The 20,883-nt window shown below is 63.0% G+C and carries 15 protein-coding genes and 1 pseudogene; 5 read left to right on the top strand and 11 right to left on the bottom strand.

Annotation, left to right across the window (positions count from 1 at the left end; translation table 11 throughout):
- Nucleotide 1 precedes the first annotated feature (1 nt).
- The 9 genes from IZU87_RS04655 to IZU87_RS04615 form a co-directional block, all read right to left on the bottom strand.
- Nucleotides 2–346 (bottom strand): DUF1244 domain-containing protein, encoded by a 345-nt coding sequence (locus IZU87_RS04655; RefSeq protein WP_213113822.1) that lies wholly within the window; start codon nt 344–346, stop codon nt 2–4.
- Nucleotides 347–625: 279 nt separating this feature from the next.
- A complete protein-coding gene (locus IZU87_RS04650; RefSeq protein WP_213113821.1) occupies nt 626–1,672 on the bottom strand; it encodes a formate dehydrogenase subunit gamma in 1,047 nt (348 codons plus the stop codon).
- Between the two features lie 9 nt (nt 1,673–1,681).
- Entirely contained in the window at nt 1,682–2,341 is a 660-nt protein-coding gene (gene fdh3B / locus IZU87_RS04645) for a formate dehydrogenase FDH3 subunit beta (RefSeq protein WP_043333544.1), read from the bottom strand.
- Nucleotides 2,342–2,471: 130 nt separating this feature from the next.
- Nucleotides 2,472–5,318 carry a molybdopterin-dependent oxidoreductase gene (locus tag IZU87_RS04640; protein WP_082388779.1) on the bottom strand — a complete coding sequence of 949 codons (2,847 nt, stop codon included), beginning with the start codon at nt 5,316–5,318 and terminating at the stop codon, nt 2,472–2,474.
- A 214-nt stretch (nt 5,319–5,532) separates the two neighbouring features.
- The gene (locus tag IZU87_RS04635; protein ID WP_107334842.1) at nt 5,533–5,760 is read right to left on the bottom strand and encodes a twin-arginine translocation pathway signal; all 228 of its coding nucleotides are present in this window, start codon (nt 5,758–5,760) and stop codon (nt 5,533–5,535) included.
- An 85-nt stretch (nt 5,761–5,845) separates the two neighbouring features.
- On the bottom strand, nt 5,846–6,622 hold the full coding sequence (locus tag IZU87_RS04630) for a TorD/DmsD family molecular chaperone (RefSeq protein ID WP_213113820.1): 777 nt from the start codon (nt 6,620–6,622) through the stop codon (nt 5,846–5,848).
- A 4-nt stretch (nt 6,623–6,626) separates the two neighbouring features.
- On the bottom strand, nt 6,627–8,543 hold the full coding sequence (locus IZU87_RS04625) for a 4Fe-4S dicluster domain-containing protein (RefSeq protein ID WP_213113819.1): 1,917 nt from the start codon (nt 8,541–8,543) through the stop codon (nt 6,627–6,629).
- A 520-nt stretch (nt 8,544–9,063) separates the two neighbouring features.
- The gene (locus IZU87_RS04620) at nt 9,064–9,861 is read right to left on the bottom strand and encodes a DUF3306 domain-containing protein (RefSeq protein ID WP_213113818.1); all 798 of its coding nucleotides are present in this window, start codon (nt 9,859–9,861) and stop codon (nt 9,064–9,066) included.
- A complete protein-coding gene (locus IZU87_RS04615) occupies nt 9,858–10,415 on the bottom strand; it encodes a DUF3305 domain-containing protein (protein WP_175088729.1) in 558 nt (185 codons plus the stop codon). Before IZU87_RS04615 ends, IZU87_RS04620 begins: the two co-directional genes overlap by 4 nt.
- A 208-nt stretch (nt 10,416–10,623) precedes the next feature.
- Between IZU87_RS04615 and IZU87_RS04610 the strand changes: the two genes are divergently transcribed.
- Both IZU87_RS04610 and IZU87_RS04605 read left to right on the top strand, forming a co-directional pair.
- A complete protein-coding gene (locus IZU87_RS04610; RefSeq protein WP_175088852.1) occupies nt 10,624–11,559 on the top strand; it encodes a formate dehydrogenase accessory sulfurtransferase FdhD in 936 nt (311 codons plus the stop codon).
- The gene (locus tag IZU87_RS04605) at nt 11,559–12,608 is read left to right on the top strand and encodes a substrate-binding domain-containing protein (protein WP_175088730.1); all 1,050 of its coding nucleotides are present in this window, start codon (nt 11,559–11,561) and stop codon (nt 12,606–12,608) included. The genes IZU87_RS04610 and IZU87_RS04605 overlap by 1 nt, the downstream gene beginning before the upstream one ends.
- A gap of 308 nt (nt 12,609–12,916) precedes the next feature.
- On the opposite strand, the gene IZU87_RS04600 is transcribed toward IZU87_RS04605, so the two are convergent.
- Nucleotides 12,917–13,555 (bottom strand): helix-turn-helix domain-containing protein, encoded by a 639-nt coding sequence (locus tag IZU87_RS04600; protein WP_043333550.1) that lies wholly within the window; start codon nt 13,553–13,555, stop codon nt 12,917–12,919.
- A gap of 572 nt (nt 13,556–14,127) precedes the next feature.
- A pseudogene (locus IZU87_RS04595) lies at nt 14,128–15,060 on the bottom strand (histone deacetylase family protein); the annotation flags it as partial.
- A gap of 201 nt (nt 15,061–15,261) precedes the next feature.
- Here IZU87_RS04595 and IZU87_RS04585 point away from each other — a divergent pair.
- The 3 genes from IZU87_RS04585 (at nt 15,262) to IZU87_RS04575 (ending at nt 20,878) form a co-directional block, all read left to right on the top strand.
- Entirely contained in the window at nt 15,262–18,351 is a 3,090-nt protein-coding gene (locus tag IZU87_RS04585) for a bifunctional acetate--CoA ligase family protein/GNAT family N-acetyltransferase (RefSeq protein WP_249330435.1), read from the top strand.
- 464 nt (nt 18,352–18,815) lie between these two features.
- A complete protein-coding gene (locus IZU87_RS04580) occupies nt 18,816–20,024 on the top strand; it encodes a quaternary amine ABC transporter ATP-binding protein (RefSeq protein ID WP_043333554.1) in 1,209 nt (402 codons plus the stop codon).
- Nucleotides 20,021–20,878 carry an ABC transporter permease gene (locus IZU87_RS04575; protein WP_213113817.1) on the top strand — a complete coding sequence of 286 codons (858 nt, stop codon included), beginning with the start codon at nt 20,021–20,023 and terminating at the stop codon, nt 20,876–20,878. The genes IZU87_RS04580 and IZU87_RS04575 overlap by 4 nt, the downstream gene beginning before the upstream one ends.
- The last annotated feature ends 5 nt before the right edge of the window (nt 20,879–20,883 follow it).

Here is a 20,883-nt window from a genome sequence, read left to right as displayed (position 1 = left end):
ATCAGTCCTTCTTGCCTTGTTGACGTGCCTCGAGCGCTGCCAGCTGCTCAGGGGTCGCCTTGGCTTGGTGATGTGTCTTCCACTCGGAATAGGGCATGCCGTAGACATGCTCGCGCGCCGCGTCGTAATCGAAGCTCACGCCACGCTCCTCGCCAGCGGCCATCAGCCACTTGGAGAGGCAGTTGCGGCAGAAGTCGGCGAGGATCATCAGATCGATGTTCTGGACATCCTTGTTGTCATCCAGATGCTTGAGCAGACGACGGAACGCGGCCGCTTCCAGTTCGGTGCGGGTCTGTTCGTCCAGTTCGCTCAGGTCTTGTACGGCTTGAGGGGTCGGGTCGCTCATCGAAATCTCCTGAGAAGGCGCAGCCAAGCGCCAGCCTTCATGCTGTCGGGGCGCCTGGTGGGCCCAGGCGGGATATCTGAAACTTTACGCAACTAATGCAGAGCTGTGAACCAGCGCTGCACGCCTGTGGTTTGGTCTGTGGTTTGGCAGGCGGGTTGGCCGGTGGAGTGCCAGTGGGTGGCAGAGTCGCGAAAGAGTGTGCGCTGGCAAGCGAAAACGCCCGGCAGGCGAACCTGTCCGGGCGTATCTTTACTCATCCAGCGGATGTCTGGCGCCGCGCTAATTCGGACGTTGCTGACGTGCCAGGCTATCGTCAGGTGCCGTGGCGGGATCTGCTGCCGGGTCCGCCGCTTCGGCCTGCTTGACCTCGTCGTACCACAGATTGTGGTGCTGCTTGGCCCAGGTCTCATCGACATAACCGGTCTTCATGCCCTCGAAGGCACCCTCGGTACCGGCGGTGCCGATATAGATGTGGCCGAAGGACACCGCGATCAGCATCAGCGAGGCGATGCCGTGGAAGACATTGGCCCACTGCATGTTGTCCCGCGTCTGGCCGAAGATCGGGAAGTCCAGCACCAGCCCGCTGGCAATCACTACCAGGCCGACCGTCGCCAGAATCCAGTACCAGGCCTTTTCCCCGCCGTTGGCGAAGCCGGCGTCCGGATGCTTGCCCTTCATCATGCCGCCACCCTGACGGAACCAGTCAAGGTCATGCCTCCGGGGAAGATTGAGCTTCAGCCACTTGGCCAGCACCAGGATCAGCATGATCGAGAACAGGGGCCCCACATAGTTGTGGATCACCTTGGTCGCCATGATCATGTTGGCCCAGAACACGTCCCCGAACACATTGCGGAACACGAACTTGCCCCACAGCAGATTGATGCCGGTGATGGCCAGCGTCAGGAACAGCGTCGCCAGCGTCCAGTGCATGGCACGCTCCAGCGCCGTCCAGCGCAGCATCAGCTTGCCGCTGCGCGGGTGGTCCAGATTGTTGCGTCCCACCAGCAGGTAGAAGATCACCAGCACGGCCAGCATGCCACCCAGTGCGATCAGGCCACCCGGTGAGATCCAGCGATTGCGGATCTGACGCCAGGTCTCGCCGCTCTGGTTGATCAGGCTGTAGTTGGAGTCATGTCGGCTGTCGATGGAGTTGCCCCCATCCTTGACCTGCCGCCAGGTATCGGCGTCCACCGTGCCCACCGCCTGACCGATCTCGCCGTCAGGGTTCGCGGCCAGTGCCTGAGGAGCCAGCCAGAGACTGGCCAGCATCAGGCACAGGAACATGGCGACCACGGTCAACCGTGAAGCTGTAAAGTGCGCGCGCATGTCGCCTCCTTACCCCTTGCGGGCTGCGTCGTAGGCCAGGTGGTCCGCCTGCTGAACGCTGCTGGTGGTCAGGTTGGCAGAGGTTTCCGGGTGGCTGGCCTTGTCGACCGGCGACCAGGCGCCGTCTTCATGGCCACGGTAGACCACGCGCTGACGGAAGATGTCGGAGACGGTCTCGGCATCGCCGGCCAGCAGGGCCTTGGTGGAGCACATCTCGGCGCATAGCGGCAGCTTGCCTTCGCTGATGCGGTTGGCGCCGTACTTCTCGAACTCTTCTTCCGGGCTCTCGGCCGGGCCGCCGGCACAGAAGGTGCACTTGTCCATCTTGCCGCGCTCGCCGAAGGCGCCTTGCTGCGGGAACTGCGGGGCGCCGAACGGGCAGGCGTACAGGCAGTAGCCGCAGCCGATGCAGATGTCCTTGTCGTGCAGGACGATGCCGTCATCGGTCTTGTAGAAGCAGTCGGTGGGGCAGACCGCCATGCACGGCGCGTCATCGCAATGCATGCACGCCACCGAGATGGATACTTCACTCGGCTTGCCGTCGTCCAGGGTCACCACGCGGCGACGCTGAACGCCCCATTCGGTCTCGTTGGCGTTCTTGCAGGCTGTCACGCAGCCATTGCACTCGATGCAACGCTCTGCATCACACAAAAATTTCATCTGGGCCATGGTGCTTCTCCTTCACGGCCTGTCGCCGGGTTCCTCGGTCAACAGGCCGGATGATTCTGGTAACGGATACGTCCGATCGTGTCTTGCGCTGCGTCCGGGCCGCGTCACTCGGACGCGGCCGTCACTCGAGTCAGGCGAGGCTGACGCGGCACAAGGTGACCTTGGTTTCCTGCATCAGGGTCACGGGGTCGTAGCCGTAGGTGGTCGCGGTATTGGCCGATTCACCGAGCACATAGGGCACGGTGCCTTCCGGATAGCGGGACTCGAGGGATTCGCCTTCGTAATGCCCGCCGAAGTGGAAGGGCATGAAGACGACATCCGGGCCGACACGCTCGGTGACCATCGCCATCACCTTGACGCGGCCGCCCTCGGCGCCCTCGACCCACACCATGTCGCCGTCCTTGATGCCCTGGTCATTGGCCAGAGCCGGATTAATCTCGACGAACATCTCCTGCTGCAGCTCGGCCAGCCACGGAATGGAGCGTGTCTCTTCGCCACCCCCTTCGTATTCCACCAGGCGGCCCGAGGTCAGGGTGATCGGGTACTTGGCGCTGACGTCCTTCTCCTGGATGGAGGCGTAGAGCGTCGGCAGGCGATAGATGGACTCGGAATCCGGCCAGGTCGGGTAGTCCTTCACCAGATCGCGACGCGCGGTGTACAGCGGCTCGCGGTGCTTGGGGATCGGGTCCGGGAAGGTCCACACCAGGGCACGCGCCTTGGCGTTGCCATACGGCATGCAGCCATGCTTGATGCACACGCGCTGGATGCCGCCGGAGAGATCGGTCTTCCAGTTCTTGCCTTCCGCCGCCTGCTTTTCCTCGGCCGTCAGGTCATCCCACCAGCCCAGCTGCTTGAGCAGCTTGTCGGTGAACTCCGGATAGCCATCCTCGATCTCGGCGCCCTTGGACCAGGAGCCTTCCGCGAGGATGTTGGTGCCGTTGTGCTCCACGCCATAACGCGCGCGGAAGTTGCCGCCACCCTCGGCCACCGTCTTGGAGGTGTCATACAGGATGGGCGAGCCCGGGTGACCCATCTCCGGCGTGCCCCAGCACGGCCACGGCAGGCCGTAGAAGTCGCCGTTGGCCGGGCCGCCACGGGCCTTGAGCGTCTCGAAGTCGAAGGTGTGCCAGTTCTGCTGGTGGGCCTTCAGGCGCTCAGGGCTCTGGGCGGTGTAACCCACCGTCCACATGCCGGCATTGAACTCGCGCGTGATGTCCTCGACGACAGGCACGCTGCCCTCGACCTTGATGTTGCGGAACAGCTCGTCGGCGAAGCCCAGCTTGCGAGACAGCAGGTACATGATCTCGTGGTCAGGCTTGGACTCGAACATCGGCTCGATGACCTGATCGCGCCACTGCAGGGAGCGACTGGAGTTGGTCACGCTGCCGGTGGTCTCGAACTGGGTCGCGGCCGGCAGCAGGTAGACGCCGTCGGTACGGTCGTGCATGACGGCGGCGATGGTCGGGTAGGGGTCGACCACCACCATCATGTCCAGCTTGGCCATCGCCTTCTTCATCTCCGGCCCGCGGGTCTGGGAGTTGACGGCATGGCCCCAGTAGAACATCGCCTTGAGTGCGGTCCGCTGGGAGATGCGGTCCGGGTTCTCGAGCACGCCATCGACCCAGCGCGAGACGGTGATGCCGTTGGTGTGCATCGGCTTGCCGTCGTGATATTCGGTCTGGTCGTAGCGGTTCTGGATCCACTCGAAGTCGACGTTCCAGACCTTGGACCAGTGCTTCCACGCGCCTTCGGAGAGGCCGTAGTAGCCCGGCAGGGAGTGGGACATCAGGCCCAGGTCCGTGGCGCCCTGGACGTTGTCGTGGCCACGGAAGATGTTGGCGCCGCCACCAGACTTGCCGATGTTGCCCAGCGCCAGTTCCAGGATGCAGTAGGCGCGGGTGTTGTTGTTGCCCGTGGTGTGCTGGGTACCGCCCATGCACCACACGACACTGCCCGGACGGTTCTGGGACAGGCGGCGTGCGACGTCGAGCATGTCGGCCTCGGCTACGCCGGTGATGCGCTCGACTTCCGCCGGCGGGAACTTGGCGACTTCAGCACGCACTTCATCCATGCCGTAGACACGCTGCTGGATGTAGGCCTCATCTTCCCAGCCGTTCTCGAAGATGTGCCACAGCAGGCCCCAGATATAGGCGACATCGGTGCCCGGACGCAGGCGCACGTACTTGTTGGCCTTGGCGGCGGTCCGCGTGAAGCGCGGGTCGACGACGATGATCTCGGCGTTGGAGCGTTCCTTGGCCAGCAGGATGTGCTGCATGGCCACTGGGTGCGCTTCGGACGGGTTGGAACCGATGAACAGGATCGAACGACAGTTGTGCATGTCGTTGAAGGAGTTGGTCATCGCCCCGTAGCCCCAGGTATTCGCGACCCCGGCCACCGTGGTGGAGTGACAGATACGCGCCTGGTGATCGACGTTGTTGGTGCCGAACAGGGCCGCGAACTTGCGCATCAGGTAGGCCTGTTCATTGCTGAACTTGGCCGAACCCAGCCAGTAGATGCTATCGGGGCCATGCTCCTTGGTGAGCTCGAGCACCTTGTCGCCGACTTCCTCGATGGCCTGCTCCCAGGAGAGCTTCTTCCACTTGCCGCCTTCGAGCTTCATCGGGTACTTGAGGCGACGGTCAGAGTGGCCATGCTCACGCAGCGATGCGCCCTTGGCGCAGTGTGCGCCACGGTTGAAGGGGTGATCGAAGGCGGGTTCCTGCTTGGTCCAGACACCTTCCTGGACCTCGGCATAGACGCCGCAGCCCACGGAGCAGTGTGAGCAGATGGTGCGCTTCGTCTCGACCGGCGCGTCAGACACTTCGGTCTTGGCTTCGGCGCGTTTCATCATCGGGGCGGCCATGAAGCTCGCGGCGGCAAGGCCGCCGGTGGCGACACCGCTGCGTTTCAGGAACTGGCGGCGGTTGATGCCGAGTCCTGAGGTCTCTTTGGCAGAGGGGGTGGGGGTCAGTCGCATGACATCATCTCTCCTCGTCACCCGAATCATTGCCCGGGCCGCGTGAGCGGGTCAGGGGGCAATGTCGGGAGCGGCGGTCTTTCAGATCAGGGGCAGTCCTGATCCGTGCCGACTTGTCACTGTCGATGGCGGGCGGAAACCTCTCCGCGCTGCCCGTTGTTCAGGCCGCTGGCCGCGCGCATGGCGCAGGCTCAGGGCACTGTCTGTCTAGCGTTCAGTCACGCAGCGTGGCGTAGAAGGCCTTGACGTGATCACTCTCGCGATAGTTGTCAGTGCCCTTGTCCTTGACGGGGGCCTCTGGGGCGGCCTGGTCCGGAATCACGGCACCGGCCAATGACCCTGCTGCGGCAACCCCTACGGTGCTGGCGCCCAGTACGCGCAGGAATTTACGGCGCCCCTGGCGCGCCTGGTTATGGCTGTCTTTTGCGTCATCAGTCTTCATGCTGATCTCCTGTCGGCAATGCTGCTGGGTGATGCGAGATGGTTAGCGTTGCAGTCTCGAATGTTGCTTCACGTCATGCGTGACATCAGTGTCTTGCGTCGGGCGCCACACTGGCTGGCGTGACGAGCTGGACGGCCTCGGCCGTCACCTGCTCGCTAGAGTTGTTTTCGGTCGCCGCATGCAGCGGGATCGAGTCACCGAGGTTCAGGCGCTCTGCCCGCAGGAAAGCCTGGCCCAGGTAGCCGACGGCGGCATAGAAGGGGCTCTCGCGTCCCGCGAGGTCGGCGCAGCAGCGCTCGCCCCAGCTGGCCACATGGCGGCGGAAGAAATTGACCTGCTCGCCGGGCACCTCATCGATCAGCATGGCCATCACCTCACACAGTGCGCCGAGGTGATCCTCGGGCTCATGCACATCGCTCTGGCGTTCGAAGCCGAGACGTTTCAGGTCCTGGCGCAGGGCGACCAGCGGCATCTCCATCAGCGAGCCGGTGAGGTACCAGCTGGCGTAGGGCACTACCTCGCCCTGCACCACGCCTACCAGGCTCTGGAAGAAGTCGTCTTCCAGACGGCGCGCGTCGCTGACGCGGGCGGCCAATGACAGCGACGCCAGCGCGCGCGGCAGTTGTTGCTCGGCGGCCCCGGGCAGGCTGATGGCGTCATGGTCGAGTTCGGCCAGAAAGTCGATCAGCTCCGCATCCGGCGCCGCGCGCAACAGACGCGCCAGCAGCCGGTAGAGGTCGGCGCGCAATGCCTGCTGTTCTTCACTATGGCTTATCAGAGAGTCGGCCGCAGTGGTGTCAGGTGCACGATCGTCAGTCCCACCTGCTGCAAAGTCGTCGGGAGTCGACGTGGGTGATGTCATTGGCTCAAACCTTGAGTTGGGCATCGGGATTACGTGCCATTTCGTGCCAGATGTCCTTGACGCGGCAGTCGCTGCACATCTTCAGGCGCAGTGCGCCATCGCCCTGGAAGTAGGCATGCGAGGCCAGTTTGGTCTGCATCGCCGTGATGGTAGCGGTGGAGCCGAACGGCGTGCCACAGCTGATGCAGGGGAAGGGCACATCCTGCTTGATGAGCTGCGGTTCGCGGCGCACGTCTGGCTGCGGAGCAAAGCCTGGTGTCAGGGTGATGACCTGCTCCGGGCATGCCTGCTCGCACAGGCCACACTGCACGCAGTCACCTTGAGTGAAGGATAGTGCAGGCGAGGTGCGATTGGCCGAGAGGGCGCTGGTCGGGCAGACGGCGACGCATCCCTGACACAGTGTGCAGTTGTCGCTGTCGACGTTCACCACGCCGAAGGGCGCGCCTGTCGGCACGGCGACGCTGTCCTGCGCAAGGTCCGCGACCGACAGGGTCGCCAGGTGATCGAGCACCCGATTGAGGCGTTCGCGCTTGCCGGGGCGTGCCTGCGGCTGACCCAGCAGCCAGTCACGGGCGATCGGCTGGCTGGGCTGCTGCTCTTCTTCACTGTCCGCGCCCGGTGCCAGAGCGACACACAGCGGCGTGATCAGGGGTAAGGCTTCAGCCTCGTAGCTATCCATTTGTGGCAGGGCGGATGGCAAAGAGACGAAGCGGATGCGCGGCTCGCCACCGTCCGCATTGGCAAGCCCCATGCTGTCGAGCAGGGTCAGTGCCAGGCGACGTTCGCTATCGAGCTGCTGGTGTTGGCCTGCGGGCAGGTCGTGGGGCAGTTCGACGATGACCTGCGTCGCGCCGAGTGCGAGAGCGGCCAGCCACTCGTCGTGCCCGGTGGCGGAGATTTCCTCGAGGGTGATGTCGAGGCAGCGCTCCTGGTCGACACTCGCCAGGGCAGTCTGCGAGGCAGGGGATTGCTCCAGGCGATAGCGCAGCAGCGGGTAGAGGCCACCGCCATCCTGATAGCGCTCCAGCAGGCGCTGAATCTGCTCCATGCGCTGCTCGGCCGGGGGCTGGGTAAAGCTCAGCGCGCCGGTCGGACAGGCGCTGACGCAGCTGGCTGCGCCGTGGCACAGGTAAGGGTCGATCTCGATATGCGCATTGCGACGACCGGCTACCGAGAAGATAGCATCAGCGCTGCACGACGAAAGGCAACGCGTACAGCCGATATTGCCGGCACTGGAATGCGCGCAGGTATCGAGATTGACGGTCACGTAATTCGGTTTGTCGAAATTGCCGATCAGGCCTGCGAACTGCATCGCCCAGGCGGTCAGCTGTGACAGTGATTCGTGAGAGGCCTCAGTATCGGCGACCAGCTGATCCAGCTCGGCGATGACGTCCGCGCCGGCTTGCAGATAACCGGGCGGTGGCAGTTCCGCCTGGTTGAGCGGCTGGCTGGACAGGTCGGCGATCAGGTCGAAATGGGTCGCGCTGCCGGCACCTGCCGGCACCAGCGCGGCGGCCAGATTGACGCCATCACTGGCAAGGCTGAACTGGCCGAGGTGACCGCTCAGCGCGAGCATGTCACGCGGAGCACTGTGCGCAGGCAGCGACTCACTGGCGGCGTGATGCTGTTCATCCATCGTCACCAGCGCACTGTTGTCCTGCTCACTGATCAAGAGTGCCACCGGCAGCTGAGCGGTAGCCGGCAGGCGGGTCAGCAGACTCGCCAGTGCTCGCACTCGTGCTTCGCTGCCGATGATCACGGTGCGTCCCTGACTGTGATAGCGGATGGGGGCGCTACCGGCATCCGTCGCCAACAGCGGCAGACTGGAGGCAGGCGAGCCACCCATGGCGGATGACAGGGCGCGTTGGCGTGCTTGTTGATTGAGGGCGCGCTGAGCGCTCTCGAGGCTTGAGCTGAGCATCCTCATCCTTATTCGGTCGTGGCGGACCTTGCATGCAAGCTGCCGTCAGGTGGCAGGCGGATGATGCAGGTCCCGGTCGTCGCTGATTCTCGCGGTCTTTCGCGGTCTTTCGCGGTTAGGGCCGGGTCGGCGATCGACAGTCGTTCAGTGGGGGATTCATGACAGGCCAACCATCTTTGCATGCTGTTGATGACATTGCTGTTTTCACGCCCGGCGAGAAGAGGGGCGCGGTCAGGTCGCGCAGGCACTCATCAGCGCAGGCGGTTGACGTCAGTCATCATCTTCAAGGGTTGGCATGTCATGCTGAATCTTGCATGTGCGTTGCAGTCAGTGCGCCTTGATGAGGCGCGTCAGGGTGACCCATGAGGCATCAGGATGACCTCGGTCAGGCGTATCCGGCTTTCTCGTGGGTCATAATGACGCATTTTGATTGTGCGGCGCGTCATCCTGACGCCCTGGTGTCCTGAGCCCTGACGCGCTCAGCCCTGGCGCTGGAGGCGTTTATGGGGCCAGCCCCGGGTCACGGCTTGTGGCGGATCCCGCTGTCATCATCTGACGCGGGAGCTGGCTCGCGCGAGTCTTCTGCTGGTATTGCTTGCGGGTCAGGCGACTCGACTATCTCGTCGCTGGGCGTCGCGTGTGACTCGCCCACTGGCACCTCACCGTCAGGCGCCTGCTCAGCGATCTGGTCGTCTGTCTCCTGCGCCGTATCCGCCGTGGGTGTCTCGCTTGCCTCATCAAGCTTTTCCAGGCCTTCTTCGACCTTGCGGGTCCAGCTGCGCAGCGTGTCGGCGACACCTTCGGCGAGCGGGCGCATCTGGGAGAAGTCCTGGTCGTAGTCATCCAGCCCATCGCGCACCGAGTGCTCGCCACCCATGAAGATACGTCGCAGCGCACGCTGGCGTAGCGTCGGGTCCACGCCGCTCTGCATGAAGGCGCTGATGTCGGCGTCTGGAGTCAGGGTGTCGGGGTCTGGCAGCTCGATGACTGGCGCTTCAGCGTTGTCAGCGTCTGCTGCCTGCTGATCGCTCTCGGTTGATGCCTGTTCTGCTGGCTGTTCGGCTGACTGCTCTGCTGCCGAGGAGGGGCTGTCGCCGCCCAGGGCTTCGTGCTGCGAGCCACTCGCTGCAGGGGCGTCAGCGCTGTGGTCAGAGGCGACTCCCACCTGTGACGGCGGGAGGCTGTCGCCCTTGGTCACCTCGGCGCTGTCCGGCTGTGCCAGTTGGTCTTCACGGCGGCTGTCGCCTTGCTTGCGGCGTGACCAGCGCGAGAACAGGCCTTCATTGGCAGGGCTTGCGTTATCGTCGTGCTGGCTCATGACGTGCTTTCCGTACCATCACCGGGCTGATGCGTCTTGTTGGGCGTCGCGGCGAGCTGCTCTGCCTGACTGGCGCGCCCGGCGCCCTTGCGTTTCTTCTTCTTGCCCTCGTCGAGTCGTTCGCCGTGACGCGCGAGGTAGGCTTCCAGCCACACCATCAAGGCAGGGGGCATCGGCACGTCCAGCACCAGCTGGTCGCCATCCATCCAATGCGATGCTACCTCCTGACAGGCCGTCACCACGCGGGGCTGCATGCCGTCGGCTTCGCGCTCGTCGCATTGGACGAACAGACGCGGCTGCTCACAGCGCAGGTTGTAGCGGTAATCGGTGCGCTCGGTGAGGTGAAGCTGCAGCGGCAGGATGCGGCGATGCGCTACTTCATCAGCGGTGGCAGGCTCTGCTACGTGCGATTCCGTCTCTGGCGTTGCAGAGGGCGAGAGGTCGGCAATCCGCCAGGTGTCGATGCTGAAACGCCCCAGCTTCTGCGTGGTGGGTGCCAGGGTGACGCTCAACCAGCGGGTGTCGTCACTGCGGGGAGGGATGGATTCAGACATGGCTTCCTTGTTCACTGCTGTACCCGCAAGCGGGTCTGAAAAGAATGCTGCGATGGTGCTAGTGTGCAAGATACATGCCGGCGCATGCGATATCAGGGTCACCGTGAGTCAGTGCGGGGACAGCTCTGCCATCAGACTGGTACTCTACGGCGATTCAGCGCAAGAATTGCCATTCCAACCGGCTCGATCAGGGAGACCCGAGTTCATGATGCCCTCTGCACGGCCAGCGATCAGTCGCGCCACACTACCCACTACGCTGGACATCGAAGTCATGGATGAGCGCGGTGAGCGCCATCGGCAGTCCATTGCCGCCGAGCGCTCGCTGACCATCTATCTCAATCGGCGCGAGATCGTCACCTTGATGACCCTGGGTGCCGAACCTGAGGCGCTGGTGGCCGGTTATCTGCGCAATCAGGGACTGCTGGGTGAGCTTGAGGACCTCGAAGCGCTGCAGGTGGACTGGGAAGTCGAGAGCGCCTCGGTGGTGACGCGTCATCTGCCTGAGGATATCGAGCAGCGCCTCGGCAAGCGCACCGTGACCACCGGCTGTGGGCAGGGCACGGTATTCGGCAATCTGCTGGAGCGCCAATCACTGGCCGCGCTGGACGCAGGCCCCTTCAGTCAGGCCCTGTTGTATCGCCTGCTGGAGGCGCTGGCGGCGCACAACGCGACCTACCGCAAGGCTGGTGCGGTTCACGGTTGCGCCCTGTGTCGAGATGATGAGGTATTGGCGTTCATCGAGGATGTCGGCCGCCACAACGCCGTCGATACGCTGGCGGGGCTGAGCTGGTTGGCGCCCTTGAGTGATGATGACAGTGATTATCAAGGGGCCAATATCTTCTACACCACCGGCCGCCTGACCTCCGAGATGGTACTGAAGGTGGCTCAGGCGGGGATCTCGGTGCTGGTCTCACGCTCCGGCGTCACGCAGAAGGGGGTGGAGCTGGCGGAACGCTTTGGCGTGTTGTTGATCGCGCGCGCCAAGGGGCGCCACTTCCAGGCGGTGGACCCTGCCGGGCGGCTGGTGCTGGACGCCATCCCGCCGCTGCGTGCCGGCGACGCTCTCAAGTCATCGCGCCATGATGCGTCAGGCAAGCCATCTTCAGCAGACGGCGCAGCCGGATATGACAAGGGGGCGCAGTGATGAGTCGTCTTTCTTCGCCGCTGGGCGTCATACCCTCACAGGGATTTTCCTCTGAACTCGGCGCGCCTTCAGGTGGCTCTGTCGCTGAGTCTTCAGGCGAGCCCCTGAATGCGGCCACCGGCCGGCAGGCTCCCGTCCCCCACGACAACCCCTTTCTGACGGTGCAGGAAGTCGCGCGCCTGCTGCACCTCAACGAGAAGAAGATCTATCAGCTGGCCAGTGACGGGACCATGCCGGCGACCAAGGTGACCGGCAAGTGGTTGTTTCCGCGGCGCCTGGTGGAGCAATGGATTCTCGAGTCCAGCCATCATGGTGTGCTGGCGGATCGCCTAATGATCACCGGCAGTGATGACCCGCTGCTGGCTGCGCTCTCCATGCGCCTCAATCAGCAGCATGCCGGTAGCTCCTTCTATGGCATGAGCGTCACCGGCACGCGTCTGGGGCTTGATCTGCTCAGCCAGGGGCGTGCTGACGTCTGCGCCATTCACTGGGGGCGCGCGGAGGAGGCGGCGCTGCGTCACCCGGCGCTGATTCGTGGTCACGATGGCTATCGCCAATGGGTGATGGTGCGGCTTGCGCGCCGTACCCAGGGGCTGATCATCCGCAATGATGATCGCCATCTGTCCATCGACCCAAGCGGCCTGTTCGGTTCGCAGCGGCGTTGGGCGGTGCGACAGGAGGGGGCGGGTTCGCAGCGCTTCCTGCAGGAGTGGCTGTCTGGCCATCAGATGCGTGCCGAGCAGCTCAATACTCTGGCGATCGCCTATTCCGAGCGTGAAGTGGCCTCGATGGTGGCGCGGGGCGAGGTGGACGTCGGCCCCGGTACGCTGTCGGCCGCCAATGAGTTCGGCCTCGGCTTCGTTCCGGTCTGTGAAGAGGCCTTCGATCTGGTGGTGCCGCGCAATGTCTATTTCCGCGATCTATTCCAGGGGTTACTGGACTATCTGGCGACGCCGAATGGTATCCAGCTGGCGCAATCCCTCGGCGGCTATGATCTGCGCGAATGCGGTCAGTTGATCTGGCGCGGCGATGCCGCACAGCACGATTGAGGCGCTCTGTAATGAGACGCTCGATAAACTGAACGCCCAGCGAGTGCTGGTGGTCAGGACTCGGCAGAAGCCATAAGTGCGACATCCAAAAAAAATCGCCCATTAGCGCATGGCTAGTGGGCGATTTTTTTATTTCGGGCTGACGGCGAGCATGGTAAAGCAAGTCATTGTTTCGAATGGACCGGCCAGGTGGCGCTCGCGTTAAGGCTATCTTTCCGGTTTAGCTTCTTGCCAGCGCGTTACTTGGTTTATTTCACTTCAACACAGCCCAGCTCACTTCAACACAGCCCAGCTCACTTCAAATCAGCTCAGCTCGGATCCGAATCATTGCGAGTGCACACCGACAGCACGATGGCATCTTCTTCGCTGGTAGAAACCAGGGCATGACCCATGTCGGAGTCGAAATAGATGCTGTCGCCATCGCCCAGCGGCAAGGGTTCATAGAATTCCGAATAGAGCAGAATGCTGCCCGCCAAGACCATCAGGAACTCCTCGCCGTCGTGACGCACCCAGTCGGGGAAGTCATCGAAGCTGCGCGCGCGCACGCGAGTCTTGAAGGGAATCATGCGTTTCTGCGCCAGCTGCCAGGACAGCAGCTCGTGCTCGTAGGTCGGTGTCGGGTGTGACTTGCCATCACCGACGCGCGTCAGGTCGCGACGCCCGAGAGTGCCACTCTGGCGCTTGGGCGGGCTCAGCAGCTGTGGCAGGTCGATGTTCAGACCATGAATCAGCTTCTGGACCGCCGTAAAGGTCGGCGAGATCTGCTCGTTCTCGATCTTGGACAATGTCGAGCGTGCCAGCCCCGTGCGCTGGCTGACATCTTCCAGCGTCCAATGATGGGAGAGGCGGATCTGCTTCACGCGTTCGCCAAGCTTCAGGGGCTCAACGAAGGGTTTGCGGCCGGAGGCGATCCGGACGGCGGCGTCCTTGTCTGTCGGTGTGCTCATGTGAGTGGCTTCGCTATGGGCGTGATATTGGCGGCGCACGATATCGGGTGTCGCAGCGCTGTCAGCTGGCGATAAAGTTTACTATCGGAAACTTTATCGCCAGCTTATCACAGCATGGCAAGAGCGCATCATCCCGACACGTAGCCAACATGGCTGTCCGCGACATGGCTGTTCGCGATACCTAAGGCTCGCTGGTACTCCCTTGATGCAGCGACAGGTTTCCTGGCTGCGGGAAACCTGTCGTGAGGTGTGATGTGCGCCAGGAGTGAAAGTCACCGGTGCGGGGGATGCCCAGCGCTAGAACAGCCGGGCACTAGAACAGCCAGGCGCTAGAATAGCGGGTGATCACGCTCATCCTCGGCGGGCTTGGAAAGCGGCGGCTGTACGCTGTCTGGTGTGCCAGAGGCGGAGCGGGGTGGTAGGGCATCCACGGTGGGAGGCGCGAGATCGAGCTGGTCTGGTTCGGGTTTCTTTGACTCGGGTCGCTCTGACGTGGGTTGCTCAGAAGCCGGTGGCTCTGAAGGGAGCTGGGCTGATGGGTGCTGGCTGCCGGCACGTGCATCGAGGCCATCCTGCATCGGCAAGCCCGCCAGCGCCTTGAGATGCGCCTCCGTGCTGCGCCCTAGCGCCTCCAGGCAATACCCGCCCTCCAGCACGGAGACGATACGCCCGTGGCAGTGACGCCGCGCGACATCCATTGCCAGCAGGGTGACCCAGTAATAGTCGTCATCTTCCAGGCACAGTTCCGCCATCGGGTCTTCACGGTGCGCGTCAAAGCCCGCCGAGATCAGGATCAACTCCGGCTTGAAGTCATCGAGCTTCTTCAGCCATTGGGCTTCAATGGCGCGCCGGAAGGCCAGTGAGCCGCTGCCTTCGCTCAGGGGCGTGTTGTGTATGTGCTCCCAGCGGCTCTCCAGGTAGCGCCACGGGTACATGGCGTCCTGAAAGGAGGAGCACACCAGGGTATCGGGATCATGCTTGAAGATATCGACGGTGCCGTTGCCCTGGTGCACATCGAAATCGAGGATCGCGATCCGCTTCACGCCGTAATGCTGGCGGGCGTGCAGGGCACCCACCGCCACGTTGTTGTAGAAGCAGAAGCCCATCGCATCGGCGCGTTCGGCATGGTGGCCCGGTGGGCGCACGGCGCAGAAGACGTTGTCGGCCTGATCGCGCATCACCTGGTCGACTCCGCGTACCACCGCGCCGGCGGCCAGCCGCGCCGCGACCAGGCTATCGGCACACATCACGGTGTCTTCGTTGATGGTCAGCAGCTGCCCGGCCTGGGGCGGGCATTTCTCCAACGCCTGCAGGTGGCGCATGGGGTGCACGCGCGCCAGCTGCTCAAGCGTTGCCGCTCGCGCACTGTATTGCTGGACATGCTGAATCACGCCGCTCAGCGCCAGCTGACGCTCGATGGCCTGCAGACGCAGTGGGCTCTCGGGATGGGTGGGGCCCATGAAATGCTGACCGCAGTCGCGATGGGATATGTAGGAGGTGATCATCGGCATGCCTGCGTGAGTGTGCGGGTCATAATGGTCTGCACTATGACGTAACAGTAAGAGTCGTCAATGGCATGAGCCAGTCGCCGATGGTCTACCTTGTTTCACGCATGAAGGGCGCGAGGATGGCTGTTCAGACCTGCGCTTTCGCGGCATGCTGCTCATATCGCGCTGACGAGGCGCAACCGCTGACAGGACAAGCCTATGGGAACGCGATTTCTGCGCAATTTCTTCGAGCCCGCCAGTATCGTGGTGATCGGCGCCTCGGAAAAGCCGCATTCACTGGGCGGGCAGGTACTGCGCAATCTGCTTGAAGGGGGCTTCAAGGGCGCCCTGACGGTGGTCAACCCCAAGGGATATGAGACGGTGCATGGCGTGGCGTGCGTCAAGCGGGTCAGTGAGCTGGAGCAGGTGCCGGACCTGGCCATTCTGTGCTCACCCCCGGATACCTTGCCGCGTGTGGTCGAGAAGCTGGGCCGGCGCGGCGTCAAGGCGGCGCTGCTGATTTCGGGAGGTGTCGCGCCGACGCCGGTCAGCTCGCTGGCCCGCGTCACCGGCAAGGGGCTTGAGATGCTGTCACGCCGCGACGGGCTGAACTTCTCTGCCCCGCGTCTGCCCGGCATTCACAGATCCAGTACGGGCAAGCCAGGCCCCGATCCCTTCGCCACCGAGTCGTCGCCTTTGGATGAGGCCGGCGAGCCTGCCGCGTCGAGCGCCGAGCGCTACCCGCGGATCGCCGACAGCACGGACGACGTGCTGGATGCCTCGCAGGCACGAGAGCCGGGTGTCGAAGTCCCGCGTACCCACCGTGACCAGGAAAGCCTCAACAGTCGGTTGCTCAAGGCCGCCCGTGGCAGTGGGATTCGCCTGCTCGGGCCGGAATGCATGGGCATCTGCGTGCCCAACCGCCACCTGAATGCCTCCTTCAGCGGGCAGCCAGTGGCCAAGGGAAAGGTCGCCTATCTCGGCCAGTCGGGGATGCTGGGCAATGCGATGATCGACTGGGCGGCGGGGCGCGGCATCGGCTTCTCGCATCTGGTGACCCTGGGCGACAGCGTCGATGTGATGCTGCCCGATCTGATCGACTATCTGAACCAGTACGGGCCGTCACAGGCCTTGCTGTTGCACCTGGAGCGCATTCACGACCCGATGCACTTCATGACCGCGCTGCGCGAGGCGTCCCGCAATCGGCTGGTGCTGGCGATCAAGAGCGGTCGTACCCCGGAAGCCGACCTGTTCGGCACACATGTCACACGTGGCGTGCCCAATCGCGACCGGATCGTCGATGTTGCCCTCGCGCGTGCCGGGGTGGTGCGCGTCAATGACAGCGAAGACATGTTCGATGCGCTGGAGACGCTGAATCGCATGAAGCCGTTGCGCGGTGATCGACTGGCGATCGTCTCCAATGGGTTGGGCCCGGCCTTGCTGGCCATCGACAAGCTGATGGCGGGCGGCGGCAAGCTGGCCGAGCTGAGCGAGGAGAGCCGCCAGGCGCTGCTCAAGGCCGAGCTGGATGTCAGCCTGCCGGGCCGCAATCCGGTGGATCTGGGCGGCAATGCCACGCCGGAAGATTTCCTGGCCGCGGTCAACATCGTGGCCAATGACCGTGGCGTGGACGCCGTGCTGGTCGTGCATGCGCCGACACGCCTTGCTCCCTCACGGGCGACGGCCGAGGCGCTGGTGGCGCATCGCAAGCAATTCCGACGCAACCTGCTGACCAGCTGGATGGGACTCGAACAGGCACTTTCGGCCCGCCATGAATGCCATCTGGCCGGCATCCCGACCTATCTGTCACCAGAGAAGGGCGTCAAGGCCTTCCTGCAGATGGTCGATTACCACCGTGTGCAGACACTGTTGCAGCAGACGCCGCCGAGCCTGGCCTTCTCGACCAGCGCCGAGATCCGCGCCCGCGCCCATGACCTGGTGCACAGCGCGCGGCGTGCCGGCCGGGAATGGTTGACCCACTCGGAGACGGCGCAGGTGCTCGATACCTACGGCATCGCGACCGCGCCCAGTCGCTATGTGCTCGACGCTGCCGAAGGCGCGCGTGCCATCGTCGAGTTGCAGCGTTCTGCCACGGATGACGACAAGCCTTCTCGCCAGGGCCCCTATGCGCTGCGCGTGGTGCATGAACACAACAGCCAGCCGTTCCGCTATCGCCGCTACCCACAGCGGCTGTCTTCCGGCGTGGTGCAGGACCTTTCCGGTCCGGAGGATATCGCGTTGGCGATTCGCCGCATCACCCAGAAGGTGGCGGAGGGCGATGCCGAGCGCGGCCGCAGTGACCACGAGCGCACGCGCATTCATGAGTTCTGCCTGCAGCCGATGCAGCGTGGCAAACACTCGCTGCAGTTGAGCGCAGGCATCACGCGCGATGACGAATTCGGCCCGGTGATCGTGTTCGGCATCGGCGGTTACAAGGTCAATGTGCTGGCGGACCGCCAGGTCGCCTTGCCGCCTCTCAACATGACACTGGCGCGTGAGCTGATCTCGCGCAGCCATGCCTCCCGCCTGATCGCCGAGCACTCGCCGGACCCGGAGCGCGATTTCGAGCGCGTCAGCACGCTGTTGATCAAGCTCTCACAGTTGGCATCGGATTTGCCTGACATAAGAGGGTTGGAAATCAATCCGTTGTTGCTCAACCGCGAGGAAGCCGTGGCGGTGGATTTCGCGCTGGATCTCGGCAAACCGGCTCGTTTCGCGATCATGCCGTACCCGGAGGAGCTGCGTGAATGGGTGTCGCTGGACAATGGCATGCACGTCGAGGTGCGCCCGATACGCGGCGAGGATGCGCCCTTGATCACGGCCTTCCATGCGCGGCTCTCCGAGGAAAGCATTCGTTTCCGCTATTTCCACCACAAGGCGGCGCTGACGCAGCGAGATCTCGCGTTGCTCGCCCAGATCAATTACGACCGCCAGATGGCCTTCATCGCCGAGCGTGAAGTGGAAGCCCAGTCAGGCGAGTCGCCGCAGCGCGAGATGCTGGGGGTGGTACGGGTATGGAATGACCCGGACAACATTCGCACCGAGTTCTCCGTCATCATCCGGGATGACATGCAGGGCGAGGGAATCGGCAGCCTGCTGATGGAGAAGATGCTGCGCTATTGCCGCTCGCTGGGCACGCTGGAGATGGTCGGCAAGATCATGATCGACAACCACCCGATGCGCGCCTTGATGAAGCACCTTGGCTTCACCTGTCGCTACAACATGGAGGAGCAGGTCATTGATGCCAGCATCCGTCTCAACGAGCCGGTAAGTGATTGGCAGAGCCTGAGGCTGGAAGCCAAGGCCTGACGCACCTTGTTGGTGCATGGGCTTATTTGATAGGCGTGTGCCTGGGCTTGTTGATAGGTGTGTGCGGAGGTTGTTCATGTGCGCATGCGCAGACTTGCCAGGCGGTTCTCGGCAACACGCAATGCGTCAGGGGAGGGAGAGCAATAGATCAATAACAACATGCAATATCGTGATTCAGGGAGGTATCAGCAAGAAGCGTCAAGGGCATACCACCTTGGTCGTATAAACGTCTGTTCGTGTTTGAGCGCTTATCAATAAAACTGTATTGTAATTACAAATATAAGAATCCTTTATGGATAATGGCGCAGGGGATGATACAGTATTCTGTCAGCAGGTCGGCAAGCGATGCTTGCGGCGCAGATTGCGCGATGTCAGCGGCAGGGCGAGCCATTCTCCCTGCCGGATTGAGTGCGTAATTGACAGAATCCGTGGATATTTCCTGCCCGCTGACGACAGGAAAGCCAATGACTGACACTCGCGACGTGAAGATTCGAGTGCGCAATCTGAGCAAGGTGTTCGGCAATCAGCCCGACAAGGCGCTCAAATTGCGTGATGAGGGCATGAAACGCCCCGAGATTCTCGAGAAGACTGGCCAGACGTTGGGGCTTTCCAACGTGGACTTTGATGTGATGGAAGGCGAGTTGCTGGTCATCATGGGGCTGTCCGGCTCCGGGAAATCGACCCTGATCCGCTGCCTGAACCGGTTGATCGAGCCGACGGAGGGCGAGATCCTCATCGACGGCGATGATGTCGCCAAGCTGGATGACAAGTCGCTGCTGCGCTGTCGTCGCAAGCATTTCTCGATGGTGTTCCAGAATTTCGCGCTCTTCCCGCACCGCACCGTGCAGCAGAATGCCGAGTTCGGGCTTGAGGTGCGCGGCGAGGAGAAGGAAGTCTGTTATCAGCGCGGTCGCGATGCGCTCAAGCAGGTCGGCCTTGATGGCTGGGAAGATGCCTACCCCAGCCAGCTCTCCGGCGGCATGCAACAACGTGTCGGCCTGGCGCGAGCGCTGGCCAACGACTCCACGGTGCTGTTGATGGATGAGGCCTTCTCGGCGCTTGATCCCCTGATCCGCAAGGACATGCAGCAGGAATTGCTGGCACTGCAACACAAGATGAAGAAGACCACCATCTTCATCACCCACGATCTTGATGAAGCCCTCTCCATCGGCGACCGCATCATCCTGCTCAAGGATGGCGAGATTGTGCAGATCGGCTCCCCCGAAAGCATCCTCACTTCCCCGGCCAATGATTATGTGGCGCGCTTCGTCGAAGGCGTCGACATGTCGCGCATCCTCACTGCCCGCTCGGCGATGACCGATGTGCGAGCCACCGCACGCGATGATGATGGCCCGCGCACGGCGCTGCGCAAGATGGGCGACAACGGCCTCGACAGCCTGTTCGTGGTGCGTCGTGATCGCACCGTGCTCGGGATCATCACCGCCGAGGATACCGAACGTGCCGTGCGCGAGAATCTCACCGATCTCTCGAGCATCATCCACTCCGATTGCTGTCAGGTCTCGCCGGAAGAACCGCTGCACAACCTGTTCGCGATGTTTGCCGGTCATCACCATCCGCTGGCGGTGGTCGATGAGCAATCCCGCCTGTTGGGCGTGGTGATCAAAGGGTCCGTACTCGCGGAACTGGCGGAAGCAGGGGAGGCACACGCATGAGCGACGCAACCGGTTTTAGCATCCCGAAGATAGAGCTGGGTGACTGGATCGAGACGGGGCTTGATTACCTGACGACCAACTACTCCAGCATCACGCGCGGCATCTCCAAGTTCACCGAGACCGGCATCGACGTCCTGAACGATGCGCTGATGTGGCTGCCCGAGTGGGCGCTGATCGCCCTGGTGACGCTGCTGTGCTGGCGGCTAGCCGGCACGCGCCTGGCCATCGGTTCCGTACTGGGGTTGGGACTGATCTGGAACCTGGATCTGTGGGACCCGATGATCGAATCGCTGACCCTGGTGGTGATCGCCACCCTGGTCGCCGTGGTCATCGCGGTACCGCTGGGGATACTGGCGGCACTCTCGGACCGCTTCTACAAGGTCATCATGCCGGTGCTGGACTTCATGCAGACCATGCCGGCCTTCGTCTACCTGATTCCGGCGATTCCCTTCTTCGGCATCGGCTCGGTCTCCGCCATCTTCGCCACCGTGATCTTCTCGATGCCGCCGGCGATTCGCTTCACCACGCTGGGCATCCGTCAGGTGCCCAATGACCTGATCGAAGCGGCCGATGCCTTCGGTGCCACCCGCAGCCAGAAGCTCTTCAAGCTGCAGCTGCCGCTTTCGCTGCCCACCGTGATGGCCGGCATCAACCAGACCATCATGCTGGCACTGTCGATGGTGGTGATCGCGGCCATGATCGGCGCCGATGGCCTGGGGAATGAGGTCTGGAAAGCCATCCAGCGCCTGCGTCCGGGAGATGGTTTCGAAGCGGGCATCGCGGTGGTCATCCTGGCCATGCTGCTCGACCGCCTGACCCAGACCTTCAGCAAGGAAAAGAAGCCCCGTTCATAAGGGGA

This window comes from Cobetia sp. MC34 (genome assembly GCF_018340035.1).
Taxonomy (GTDB): Bacteria; Pseudomonadota; Gammaproteobacteria; order Pseudomonadales; family Halomonadaceae; genus Cobetia; species Cobetia amphilecti.
This window is presented reverse-complemented; position numbering and strand designations above follow the sequence as displayed.